We start from the raw sequence: 12383 nt of genomic DNA, 5'->3' as shown, positions 1-12383 counted from the left end.
CCCCGAAAACTGGCCAGCCATAAAACGCTCTTTAGAACGAGCTTTCCGTGATTATCAAGATTATGGATATTGTTTGTCTTTAGGCGAATGGCATAAAGAAGTGAACTCGGTGGCTGTACCTTTGGTCAGCTCCAAACATGGTCTTTATGTTTTTAACTGTGGTGCGCCAAGTTTTCATTTAAATCCAGAAAAACTTGAAGGTGAAATTGGACCACGTTTAATCCACATGGTGCACAATATTGAAGATGCCTTGAATGAAACGCACTAATAACCATACTTAAAACAGTCATGGTTGTGTTGATTAAAGTTCCACTTTCATTATGACTATAGGCATGATGAAAAACGCACTCTATACACCAACCATTATTTTAATGGCAATTGCAGCAGGCATTTGTACAGGTGGAAATTATTTTAGTCAGCCACTTATTCATTCAATTAGTGTAAGCCTAAATTTAACTGAAACGACTACAGCGTGGGTGCCAACTCTAGCCCAAATCACCTACGCATGTGGCTTGCTTTTTTTAATGCCGTTGGGAGACATACTAGAAAAGCGCAAGCTACTATTTATCTTTATGTTATTGGCTTCAAGTGGATTAATTATTAGCGGTTTTTCGCACAATATTTATCTTTTACTACTTGGCACCGTCATTACTGGTCTATTTTCAAGTTCAGCTCAACTGTTATTACCCCTTGCTGCAAGTCTGGTTCCGATTCAACAAAGCGGCCGTGTGGTCGGCTTTTTACTGAGCGGACTAATGATGGGTGTTTTACTCGCCCGTTCCCTTTCTGGGCTGATGTCTACGCTTTTTGCATGGAATATTATTTATCTGGTCAGTGGTTTTCTATTACTTGTTATTGCGTTTATTTTGTATCGTAATATCGGGTTATTCCCACCGACTAAATCTGAAAACTATGCAAAAACGATTCGCTCTTTACCACAGATTTTTATTCAGAATCGACGGTTAAGAACCAGAACTTATATTGGTGGTTTTACATTTGCTTGTGTGAGTTTAACCTTTACCACCATGTCGTTGCTTCTGGCTCCAGCGCCCTACTTTTTTAGTGACTTTACCATTGGGCTTTTCAGTTTTGTTGGAGTGTTAGGAACTTTCGTTGCCAATTTTTCAGGTAAATTTATTGATCAAGGCTATATCCATAAAATTTCGATTTTTTGTGGCCTCGGGCTTATTGTAAGTTGGATTCTTTTTTCACTTTTACCCTACCATTTTGCTTTTTATATTATTGCCTTACTCATTCTCTACGCTTCTCTTTCTGCTGTACATGTCACCAACCAAAGTATTGTATTTAAACTTAATCAAGAATTACGCTCACGGTTTAATGCGATTTATATGACTGGTTACTTTGCGGGTGGAGCTTTAGGCACAACGGCGGGAAGCTACGCTTGGAAACACTTCGGATGGTCAGGTGTCTGTGTTTTAGGCTTAATTTTTGCCGTTTTATGTCTTTATTATTGTGTGAGGGATGCAAAAAATCAGCACAGTTAAAACTTGTGCTGATCTTAATAAACCACGCTAATAGTTAATTATAGGGGCTAGGATAAATCCTATAAAAGCCCTAATAATCTACCACGAATAATATCTTCTGCATCTTTAACAATTCGGCTAACCAGTGCATCGCATGTCGGAATATCATGAATCAAACTTGCGACTAAACCGCATGACCATGCACCTGCATTAACATCGCCATCAATCATGACTTTTGGATAAACGCCAGCCACTTCTTCAATAATATCTTCAAATTTAATGTTATCGCCTAGCGCTTTTTCTTTTGCTACGATTTTTTCTACAGCAGCATTATTCATGACACGTTCTGTGTTTCGTAAAGCCCGCATAATTAACCGCGTATCTCTTTCGGTTGCATTCAAAATCGCCTGTTTCACATTTGCATGTACAGGAGCTTCCTGAGTTGCAATAAAGCGCGTTCCCATGTTAACTCCATCTGCTCCCATTGCTAAAGCCGCAGCAAGTGAGCGTCCATCTGCCATTCCACCTGAAGCAACAAACGGGATTTCTAATGCATCGGCTGCTAACGGCAATAAAATCATATTTGGCACGTCATCCTCACCGGGGTGCCCACCACACTCGAAACCATCTACAGAAACCGCATCGCACCCAATTTGTTGCGCTTTTAAGCTATGTCGAACCGAAGTACATTTGTGAATTACTTTAATGCCAGCAGCCTTTAAATACGGCATGACTTGTTCAGGATTACGCCCCGCTGTTTCTACAATCTTTACGCCACCTTTAATAATTGCCTCTACAAAACCCGGATAATCAGGGGTATTTACCGTAGGTAAAAAGGTTAAATTTACCCCAAAAGGCTTGTCGGTCATTTCTCGGCAACGTGCAATTTCTTTTGCCAGATTTTCAGGTGTACGCTGAGTTAAGCCAGTAATAATGCCTAACCCACCCGCGTTAGAAACCGCAGCAGCAAGCTCTGCAAAACCGACATAATGCATACCACCTTGAATAATAGGATGCTCGATTTCAAATAGTTCTGTAATTTTGGTCTTCATATTATTTCCACTCACTGTTCTATAGCTAGCTTCTCATTTCCTTAGCAGAGCTAGATGCTTATTTACGCATAAATCCTGTCATCATTTAAAGTGATTTAAGGTGAAAATTTCACAATACAAAATCTTATACCACAATATAAAACAAAATAATTGATAACGGAATTATTTTCCGATAGCATCATTTAAAACAGTTTAAATTTTAGACGGAAATTTATTTAAAGGAATGAATGATGCAGCAGGACAATAAAACTCAAAATGAACTAAAAACAGGCACAATCCATGAGTGTTTAGATAAACATATATTAACGCTCACCATGAGCAATCCCACTAAAAAGAATGCAATTAACTATGAAATGTATACGTCCCTAAGTCGAGCATTAGATCAAGCTGCAACTAATCAAGATGTTCATGTCGTTGTGCTTGCTGGTGAAGGTTCTTCGTTTACCAGTGGTAATGATGTAAACGCATTTGAAAAACGCGACGCATCAAGTTCAGAACCACCCGCTTCGATTGTTTTCTTAAAAAGCTTAGCAACGTTTCCAAAACCGATTATTGCTAAAGTAAATGGTGTGGCAATTGGTATTGGTAGTACTATGCTTCTACATTGTGACCTTGTGTATGCAAGCCAAGGCTCTATTTTCCAATTCCCCTTTGTGAATTTGGGGCTTGTACCTGAAGCGGGTTCAAGCTACATCTTGCCAAGATTATTGGGCTTTGCTCGAGCTTCGGAAATTATTTTACTGGGTGAAAAGTTTTCGGCAGACCAGGCAAAGAATTATGGTCTGGTAAATGAAATATTTGAAGCAACTATGCTAGATCAGGTGGTTGAAGATGTGGCAATTAAACTCGCTCATAAACCAAGCCAAGCCTTACAGCTCAGTAAAAAGTTGCTAAGAGATATGCCTATTGATGATCTACTCAATCGTATTGATCATGAGTCGACTATTTTCTCACACTGTTTACAGGGTTCCGAGTTTAAAGAAGCATTAAGTGCTTTCAAAGAAAAACGGAAACCAAACTTTCACAGCCAAACAATCTAAAATTCGCCCACTAAAAAGCCAGCATTGAAAAACAAAGCTGGCTCTTATAAGTAAATCAGATTGGTTTAGCTAATCTCGGTACGAATATTATTCACCATGTGTAAAAGACGCGGTGCAATATCTTCTTCGAGTTTCTCACGGTTCATAATAAAGCTTGGGCCGCCACAGTTGAACACCAGCAAACCATGTTGTTCATGAATCAGTGGAACTGCAACTGAATTGACATCTTTATGCCATTCGCCGATTGAAAAACAGTATCCAAAATCTTGGTAGTCTTTAAACGCTTTGTCTAGATCGCGGTTAATTTTGATCCAGTCTTCTTTGTGCTTGCTACGAATGGCATCAAGTAAAAACTCTCGTTCATCTTCAGGCATTGCAGCTAAACAGGCACGTCCCATCGAACTTAAATGAATCGGTAAATAAGTTCCGACTTGACGGCGCATGGTCATATTGCCTTTACCTTGTACCACATCAAGGTAAATCATATTCAGTCGATCACGTGTTGCCATTGCAACAGCAGCACCCGCATAGTCTGCCAAATTTTTCATATATGGATGAGCAATAGAGCGAATCGATACGTTAGACAACATGGAATAACCAAACGCAAGAACACCCACTGAAAGCTGGAATTTGCTTGAGTTAGGTACTTGTTTGATATAACCCAAACGCGACAAGGTATGTGTAAGGCGAGTAATGGTTGGTTTTGGCAAACCTGTCATTTGAGCAAGTTCTTGGTTGCCCAAATGCTGATGCTTAGGCGTAAAACAACGTAATAGCTCTAAACCACGTGCTAATGCAGTAATAAATTGGCGATCATTTTCATCCTGCATGTCTTCAATCGGATGTAATAATTCATGCCTTAATGGCGCTAATAATTTTTCTGTCGGTTCTGCATCAACTGCATCATTCATTGTCATACCAATCCATATTTTGTTTCGCACTGCGAAAATTATAATCTATTTTTTCTATAAATAGCAAAAGAGCAAACATCCGAGTCTGCATCTAAAAGATAACCTCATTTAACTCATTAAAGCGAAAGATTAAATATTTTATTTTCTGATTTTAAATATAATTTTAACCTTCCGCTTTTTAAATCAATTACCCAATTACGCCCTTTTCTTTGAGCTCGACTAACTTGTCTGAAGAAACCACTCGACCTAAAACCACCTGCGTATGTTCACCCAACAACGGAGGAGCTGTTTTGTATTCAACTGGCGTTCTAGAAAGTTTGATTGGTGAGCCAATTACCTTCAACTTTTCACGTTGAGGATGGTTCATCTCGACTAACATTTCTCTGGCAATCACTTGAGGCTCTTGAAAAGCTTGTTCCAAGTTATTAATCACACCAACGGGAACTTTAGCTGCATAAATCGCATCTACCCATTCATCTGCTGTTTTTGTTAAAAAGTGAGTTTGTAAAATTCCGATAATTTCATCGCGATGCTTAATTCGATCTGCATTTCGGGCAAAACGCACATCATTTGGTAAATCGGGTAAACCTATACTTCTACAGAGTTGAATAAACTGAGTGTCATTTCCACATGCAATAATGAAATCACGGTCAGAAGCTTTGAACACTTGATAAGGCACAATATTGGCATGTGCGTTGCCATAGCGTTTAGGGATATTACCCGATGAAAGATAATTCATTCCCTGATTAGCCATTGTGGCAATTTGAACATCAAGCAAAGCCATATCAATGTATTGACCTAAACCTGTCACATGGCGGTTGAGTAAAGCAGCCTGTATGGCAATCGTAGAATAAAGTCCTGTAGCTAAATCAGAAAATGCGACCCCTACTTTTTGAGGGCCTCCACCCGGCAAATCATCACGCTCACCCGTGACTGACATAAGCCCGCCCATGCCCTGAATAATAAAGTCATAACCCGGCTCTTCTGCTCTTGGGCCATTTTGACCAAAACCTGTAATTGAGCAATACACCAGTTTAGGATTAATCTCAGATAAAGACTCATAGTCCAAACCGTACTTTTTCAAAGAACCCGCTTTGTAGTTTTCAATCACGACATCGGTGTCTTGAATGAGGGCTTTAATCAATTCTTGGCCATCAGGACTGGCAATGTCGATGGCAACAGATAGTTTATTACGGTTAGTGGACTGATAATAAGCAGCTTCTTGAGTGTCTTGGCCTGAGTCATCTTTCATCCAAGGTGGCCCCCAAGAACGCGTATCGTCACCGACTTTCGGTCGTTCAATCTTGATTACTTCTGCGCCTAAATCGGCAAGAATCTGTCCACACCAAGGCCCAGCCAATACCCGACTTAAGTCAAGTACCCGAATTCCATTTAAAGCACCCATCTTCTTCCCACTATATTTTGTGACTTATTTCCTATAGGAAAACTTATCCATTTAAAATTTCGCATAGCGATATATATTTTTAATATACACAGGTCTTTTTAAAAATCAAACTTTAATTTTCCACTAAAAATAATGATTTTTTATAAGAAAATATAGCTTAAATAAATCAATAAATTAGCTAAAGACAAACCAACAACAAAGTACCGCATTGCGAAATTAATTTTCAAAATATATTGTTTTGCGTTCATCCTTTGATTACTATCGCTTCAAATATTGGTGATTTTACGAACATCACATTGATGTTTTCTGCATGTAGTAAAAGGACGAGACTATGATTCGTGATCAGGAAACCTTAGATCAACTTGTTGATATGATTCGACAATTTATTGAAGGTGTATTAATTCCTCATGAGAATGAAGTCGCTGAAACGGATGAAATTCCTCAAGATATTGTTGAGCAAATGAAAGTTCTCGGCTTATTTGGTTTAACCATTCCTGAAGAGTACGAGGGTCTTGGCCTGACGATGGAAGAAGAGGTCTATGTAGCTTTTGAGTTAGGACGCACCTCTCCTGCTTTTCGCTCTCTTATTGGAACCAATAATGGCATTGGCTCAAGTGGCCTGATTATTGATGGTACTGAGGCACAAAAATCCTTTTTCTTGCCGCGTTTAGCACGTGGTGAAGTGATTAGTTCTTTTTGCTTAACCGAACCAGATGCGGGTTCTGACGCTGCCTCTTTAAAAACCAGCGCAGTAAAAGACGGTGACTTTTACATTTTAAATGGTACTAAACGCTTTATTACCAATGCTCCTCACGCTGGTGTATTCACAGTCATGGCTCGTACAAACTTTGATATTAAAGGTGCTGGTGGTATTTCTGCTTTTATTGTCGATAGCCAAACTCCGGGCATTTTTCTTGGCAAACGCGATAAAAAAATGGGGCAAAAAGGCGCCCATACCTGTGATGTCATTTTTGAAAATTGTCGCATTCCTACTTCCGCATTGATTGGTGGTGTTGAAGGTGTTGGTTTTAAAACTGCTATGAAAGTGTTGGATAAAGGCCGTTTGCATATTGCAGCTTTGAGTGTCGGAGCAGCAACCCGAATGCTAGACGATTCTTTAAATTACGCCATCGAACGCAAACAGTTTGGACAACCGATTGCGGAATTTCAACTCATCCAAGCCATGCTTGCTGACTCAAAAGCCGAAATTTATGCCGCTAAATGTATGGTCTTAGACGCTGCACGCCTACGCGATGCAGGACAGAATGTCAGCACTGAAGCTTCCTGCGCAAAAATGTTTGCAACCGAAATGTGTGGACGTGTTGCTGATCGCTGCGTACAGATTCACGGCGGCGCGGGCTATATCAGTGAATATGCCATTGAACGTTTTTATCGCGATGTCCGTTTGTTCCGCCTTTATGAAGGCACGACCCAAATTCAACAAATGATTATTGCCCGAAACATGATTCGCGCTGCGTCTTAATCAAATTTTAAGCACTTCGAAACGACTTGAAGTGCTTTCAATCAAATGTAGGTAATGGATTATGGCTACAAATTACAAAGAAGGTCTTTCTCGTATACAGCCTCATACGTGGAAAATAGCATTTATTTTTGCATTTCTAGCACTATTGGTAGATGGAGCAGATTTGATGCTGCTGTCTTATAGCTTAAATAGTATTAAGGCAGATTTTGGATTAAGTTCAGTACAAGCAGGTATGCTTGGCAGTTTTACATTGGCAGGAATGGCCGTTGGAGGCATTTTTGGAGGATGGGCGTGCGATAAATTTGGTCGCGTCCGCATTGTTGTTATTTCTATTTTAATTTTCTCACTGCTCACCTGTGGCTTAGGTTTTACTCAGAGCTTTCTTCAATTTGGTATTTTAAGATTTTTTGCATCACTGGGTTTGGGTTCACTTTATATTGCCTGTAATACCCTCATGGCCGAATATGTACCAACACGTTTCCGCACTACGGTACTTGGCACGTTACAAGCTGGCTGGACTGTAGGCTATATTGTTGCGACATTGCTTGCAGGTTGGATTATTCCTGATCATGGCTGGCGCATGCTGTTTTATGTTGCGATTATTCCCGTCATTATTGCTGTCCTCATGCATATTTTGGTACCAGAACCAGAAGCATGGCAAAAGTCTCGACTACAACAACCTGTTGTGGCTCAGAATGTTCAAAAAACCTCGGCATTTAAGCTTATTTTCCAAGATAAACGAAACCGTAATATGTTTATCTTATGGGCGTTAACGGCGGGCTTTTTACAGTTTGGCTACTATGGCGTAAATAATTGGATGCCGTCATACCTTGAAAGTGAACTGGGTATGAAGTTTAAAGAAATGACTGCCTATATGGTAGGTACATATACCGCCATGATTTTGGGTAAAGTTCTTGCGGGCATGATGGCAGATAAATTAGGGCGTCGCTTTACCTATACCTTTGGTGCAATTGGTACTGCTATTTTCCTACCTCTGATTGTTTTTTATAACTCACCAAGTAACATTCTATATTTACTGGTCACCTTTGGTTTCCTCTACGGCATCCCTTATGGCGTAAATGCAACCTATATGACCGAAAGCTTTGCAACAGCAATTCGCGGTACAGCCATTGGTGGTGCTTATAATGTCGGACGCCTAGGTGCTGCATTAGCCCCTGCAACGATTGGTTTCTTAGCCTCTGGCGGGTCTATTGGTTTAGGTTTTGTCGTAATGGGGGCAGCTTATCTGATTTGTGGTGTGATACCAGCCCTATTCATTAAAGAGAAACTATATGACCCTCAAAAGTCATAAAAAGATCTATCACATAGGTCATAGGCCTATATGCTTGATAGTTCTAATCATTTAAACAAGTGTTTTAGATGGTTAGCAGGAAATAAGGAATCTACTCATTAAAGTTACTCCTTATTTCCATATATGTAGAGTTTATCTACTCTTCATTTTAATTTTTTAGGTAAGCTTAGCTCCCAAGGGAGCTAAGCTTAAAAATATATAGACCTAAACTTTGTTTAAGGTCGTTCACCCTGCCCCAAACGGCGTTCAATATCATCTAGTACATTTGGCAAATCAGCGACACTATCAATGACGTAATGAGCCCCCGACGCATTCATTTTTTGGTATGCCTTATCTTTTAGCACAATCTGTTCATCAGCCGATAACGCGCTCCACTCTTCATAGCTTAAACCGACTTCATTGCCGCTAATTGCAAGCCCTACCGTCCAACATCCTGCGTTTAAACCTTCATCAATCCCCACCACGGTATCATCCACTTTTACAACAGTTTTAATGTCAGACACATCGAGTTGAATTAGATTTTTCCATAGCATTTCAGGATATGGACGGCCATATTTCACGTCGCTGGCAGTAACGATACAGTCCGGTCGGTAACCCTGATCAGCAGCATCTTTGACCAAGCGGCCAATCATCATGGACGCATAACCGGTGTTACTCCCAATTTTTGCACCACGCTTTTTAATATTTTCAAACGTTTCCAATGCGCCCGGAATTAAAGCAGAACATGTTGGAATCGATTTTAACTGATACGGAATAAAGTCTTTATATAAACGGTCAATATCTGCTTCAGTTGCCGCCTGACCATATACTTCCTGCCATGCCGCTGCTACACGTGGCATTTTTAAAACGGCAGCAATATGATCACGTTTTTCTAACCCCATTGGTGCACGCGCTTCTTCAACCGTAATTTCAATTTTATTGTCTTTAAATAAAGCCATAAAAGCCAAAATTGGTGCGCGTGAGCCAAAATCTACAGTTGTACCAGCCCAGTCAAAAACCACAGCCTGAATTTGTGTATTATTGGTTGTCATGGTGTATTCCCTTTAATTCAAATGTTTTAATAAAAATTATGCTGTTACAGCTTGGTTTAGGTGGCTTTTGCAGTAACTCGCAATCGCAGCAAGAAGCCCTTCAATGTCGTGAATATAAACTTCTCCAATATTGCCAATACGGAAACAATTAAGGTCCGTGACTTTGCCCGGATAAATTACATAACCTGATTTTTTTAGCGTTTCATAAAAAGACTGAAAGCTAAATGTTTCGGCTGTTGGGTAAAGAAAAGTGGTAATGATGGGTGATTGTGGGCACTCTTCACTGAGTACCAATTCAAAACCCAGTTGTTGCATACCTTGCGATAAGGTTTGTTGGTTTTGTAAATAACGTTGATAACGTGCAGCAACTCCGCCTTCTGCCTCAAGCTCAAGTAAGGCTTGATAAAAAGCACGTACCACATGGGTTGGCGAGGTAAAGCGCCATTTACCATTATGCTGCTCCATGGTATTCCACTGGTCGTATAAGTCGAGGCTGACTGAACGAGCTAAACCTTTACATGCCTCTAGGCAATCACGCTTCACCAAAATAAAGCCAAAGCCCGGAACACCTTGAATACATTTATTTGCACTTGAAATTAGAAAATCAATTTCAAGCTCAGCAATATCCATAGGCACACCACCAAATGAACTCATGGCATCCACAATCCAGATTTTTCCTGCTGCTTTAACTAAACGGCCTATCTCTTGAATCGGATTTAAAATACCTGTGGTGGTTTCACAGTGCACACAAGCAACATGGCTAATGGTTTTATCTTCTAAAACGCGCTCAATCTCTTGTAAATCTGGTGTTTGGGTTTCTAAATAGTTCAGTTCTACAACTTCAATATTTAGGCAACGAGCCATTTGCACCATACGTGCACCGTATGCGCCGTTATTGATAACCAAGATTTTGCCATCACGCGGAATAGCTGACCCAAGCACAGACTCCACAGCAAAACTTCCACTGCCTTGCATTAACACAGCCGTATATTTTTCAGGTTGGCTGGTTGCTAAGTTGACTAGACGAGAGCGAATATCTTGTACCAGCGAGTTGTATTCTTGGTCCCAAGTACACCAGTCTTTTTGCATGGCACGGCGTACTGTCGCCGATGTTGATAACGGACCTGGCGTTAGAAGCAAATATTTGTTCTCTAAGTCCATATCGAGTTGTGGTTGCATGTTCATAATGTTACTCATTTCTTTCGCGTTAATTTCAATATACATCAATCTGGTTTAAACCAGATGACAAACTAATAAATATTTTGTGTTAAAACTTCTTTCATAAATCCGGCCCCTGTGGTCATGCCTTTACCTGCAATCGCACTCACCAGAAAGATGTTTTTTTCAGCTTCAGTGACGCATGCCAAATCATGTTCATGGGTCAGGTAATAACCATTCCAGCGTTTTTGAATTGGAGGTAAAGTCAGACCTAATTTTTCGTGACAATAAGCTTGGATAAACTCATTAATCTCTTCACGCTGCTCAAACTGAGGCGCTTCATTAATCGAATGATATTCATGGCTATCGCCCACAATCAGTTCGCCAAATTCGTTTTGTTTAATCAGAATATGAATGCCGAACTCTTTAATAAATCCCTGTTGCGATGCTTTAACCAGCTCAGCATGACTTGGGCAAATTTCAAAAGCTGGATAACGTGAAATGGATAAACCTGAATAAAGAGATGCATTTAAGTTTTGATGGAACCGTTGAGTCAGGGCCATTTGCAAACCACAACGTTTCAAGTTCAAACTTTGCAGCAGTTCTGGATATAAAACATCGATGACTTCACCGTGACAGATCAAAACTTTATTTGTCCGATAAGTCTCACCATTTGCTAAACGAACGTGACAGCTTCCATGCTGATATTGAGTTTGAACGACACAAGCATTGGTATAAATCTCTACACCTTTACTTTCGGCATATGCCAATAGTTGTTGTCCAATCACATGCGGCTCGACCGAATAGTCTTCTTCAAAAACCAAACCGCCTTGAAACTGCTGCTCGGGGTTTAAATAGGAAAATTGGGTGACCAGCTCATCATGACTTCGTAAATGCACAGGAATTTGGTAGTTATTTGCATGCTCGGCAAACTCATTTAAAACCTGCCATTCAAGTGACGTATTGGCGAGATAGACACCTTGTCTTTGAACAAATGAAATATCGGTTTCAGCTTGAATACGTTCGTAAAAAAAACGTGTTTCAAGAGCGTACTTTCGCCACTGTTGCTCTGGATGGGTTAAGGTCGATGTTCCGACCATGCCGAAATTACGACGCGTTGCCCCCACTGGTTTAGCATTTTTCTCGAATATACAAACTTTTAAGCCTTGTTCTTGCGCTTGTATGGCAGCGGACAAACCTAAAATACCAGCACCGACAATAATTAAATCAAACTGTACGTTATTCATAAGACTTCCAATTTGCGAAATTTAGGATGAACAAACCCTTGCCTTGTTGAACAAAGCATTTCGTTTCAGTCGGTTAAATAAAAATTGTGTTTAGCTAAATGCTAGTTAGTGAGAGCTTTCACGCCACTGCTGACTTCTTGCCATAATTTTTCGGGTAAATAACCAATGAATGAGTTTTACAACACATGAAGTGGTCAAAATCAAAATACTCATGGCAACAGCAGCAACCGTGTCGCCTGCATCATCCATATTTAAAACAG

General features: G+C 40.1%; 11 protein-coding genes and 1 pseudogene. 5 read left to right on the top strand and 7 right to left on the bottom strand.

Features of this window, described 5'->3' with window-relative positions; all coding sequences use genetic code 11:
* Both UC75_RS19550 and UC75_RS00975 read left to right on the top strand, forming a co-directional pair.
* A pseudogene (locus UC75_RS19550) lies at positions 1-268 on the top strand (IclR family transcriptional regulator); the annotation flags it as partial.
* A gap of 64 nt (positions 269-332) precedes the next feature.
* A complete protein-coding gene (locus UC75_RS00975; protein WP_128825100.1) occupies positions 333-1505 on the top strand; it encodes an MFS transporter in 1173 nt (390 codons plus the stop codon).
* 59 nt (positions 1506-1564) lie between these two features.
* On the opposite strand, the gene UC75_RS00970 is transcribed toward UC75_RS00975, so the two are convergent.
* The gene (locus UC75_RS00970) at positions 1565-2536 is read right to left on the bottom strand and encodes an NAD(P)H-dependent flavin oxidoreductase (RefSeq protein ID WP_049836395.1); all 972 of its coding nucleotides are present in this window, start codon (positions 2534-2536) and stop codon (positions 1565-1567) included.
* A 230-nt stretch (positions 2537-2766) separates the two neighbouring features.
* On the opposite strand from UC75_RS00970, the gene UC75_RS00965 reads away from it, so the two are divergent.
* Positions 2767-3576: an enoyl-CoA hydratase gene (locus UC75_RS00965; RefSeq protein ID WP_049836394.1), complete on the top strand. Its 810-nt coding sequence runs from the start codon at positions 2767-2769 to the stop codon at positions 3574-3576.
* A gap of 65 nt (positions 3577-3641) precedes the next feature.
* Here the strand turns inward: UC75_RS00965 and UC75_RS00960 are convergent, their stop codons facing one another.
* Positions 3642-4487, bottom strand: a complete 846-nt coding sequence (locus UC75_RS00960) for an IclR family transcriptional regulator (RefSeq protein ID WP_013198245.1) — start codon at positions 4485-4487, stop codon at positions 3642-3644.
* A gap of 187 nt (positions 4488-4674) precedes the next feature.
* Positions 4675-5892: a CaiB/BaiF CoA transferase family protein gene (locus tag UC75_RS00955; RefSeq protein WP_049836393.1), complete on the bottom strand. Its 1218-nt coding sequence runs from the start codon at positions 5890-5892 to the stop codon at positions 4675-4677.
* A gap of 331 nt (positions 5893-6223) precedes the next feature.
* Between UC75_RS00955 and UC75_RS00950 the strand changes: the two genes are divergently transcribed.
* Both UC75_RS00950 and UC75_RS00945 read left to right on the top strand, forming a co-directional pair.
* The gene (locus UC75_RS00950; protein WP_049836392.1) at positions 6224-7375 is read left to right on the top strand and encodes an acyl-CoA dehydrogenase family protein; all 1152 of its coding nucleotides are present in this window, start codon (positions 6224-6226) and stop codon (positions 7373-7375) included.
* Between the two features lie 61 nt (positions 7376-7436).
* Positions 7437-8687: an MFS transporter gene (locus UC75_RS00945; protein ID WP_049836391.1), complete on the top strand. Its 1251-nt coding sequence runs from the start codon at positions 7437-7439 to the stop codon at positions 8685-8687.
* 215 nt (positions 8688-8902) lie between these two features.
* Here UC75_RS00945 and phnX read toward each other — a convergent pair whose 3' ends face one another.
* From phnX to UC75_RS19545, 4 genes are all read right to left on the bottom strand, one after another.
* The gene (gene phnX, locus UC75_RS00940) at positions 8903-9718 is read right to left on the bottom strand and encodes a phosphonoacetaldehyde hydrolase (protein WP_049836390.1); all 816 of its coding nucleotides are present in this window, start codon (positions 9716-9718) and stop codon (positions 8903-8905) included.
* Positions 9719-9754: 36 nt separating this feature from the next.
* Positions 9755-10942, bottom strand: coding sequence for a 2-aminoethylphosphonate--pyruvate transaminase (phnW, locus tag UC75_RS00935; RefSeq protein ID WP_049836389.1), 1188 nt, complete (start codon positions 10940-10942; stop codon positions 9755-9757).
* Positions 10943-10968: 26 nt separating this feature from the next.
* On the bottom strand, positions 10969-12123 hold the full coding sequence (locus UC75_RS00930) for a TIGR03364 family FAD-dependent oxidoreductase (RefSeq protein ID WP_049836388.1): 1155 nt from the start codon (positions 12121-12123) through the stop codon (positions 10969-10971).
* 105 nt (positions 12124-12228) lie between these two features.
* A partial coding sequence (locus UC75_RS19545) for a hypothetical protein (RefSeq protein ID WP_228137194.1) occupies positions 12229-12383 on the bottom strand: 155 nt, incomplete at its 5' end.

Source organism: Acinetobacter sp. V2 (assembly GCF_001188385.1).
GTDB classification, from domain to species: domain Bacteria; phylum Pseudomonadota; class Gammaproteobacteria; order Pseudomonadales; family Moraxellaceae; genus Acinetobacter; species Acinetobacter oleivorans.
Note: the sequence above shows the minus strand (reverse complement) of the source record. Positions and strands in the feature narration are given on the sequence as shown.